Consider the following 288-nt stretch of genomic DNA (forward strand, 5'->3'; position numbering starts at 1 on the left):
CGTTGCAGCGGTATGCATTCGAATCGCTCGGCAGGGCGCTTGGCGCGCAGGCGAAGCGCACACCCGACGCAATTGCGCTGCGCTGCGAGGAGGCGAGCCTCACGTATGCGGAGCTCGACGCGTGGTCGGCATCGCTCGCGGCGCGGCTCGTCGCGCGGGGCGTGGGCGCGGAGCGGCGCGTGGGGCTGTGCGTCGCGCGCGGGCCGGCGCTGATCGCGGCGCTGCTTGGGATCATTCGCGCGGGCGGTGCATTCGTGCCGCTCGATCCGGACTATCCGGCCACCCGGC

General features: G+C 73.6%; 1 protein-coding gene. It reads left to right on the forward strand.

Translation table 11 applies throughout. The annotated features are described in order from the left end of the window. The coding region (locus JNB89_RS30870) for an AMP-binding protein (RefSeq protein WP_220364740.1) at nucleotides 1-288 on the forward strand (288 nt) is incomplete at both ends.

Source organism: Paraburkholderia phenoliruptrix (assembly GCF_019511605.1).
Taxonomy (GTDB): domain Bacteria; phylum Pseudomonadota; class Gammaproteobacteria; order Burkholderiales; family Burkholderiaceae; genus Paraburkholderia; species Paraburkholderia phenoliruptrix_A.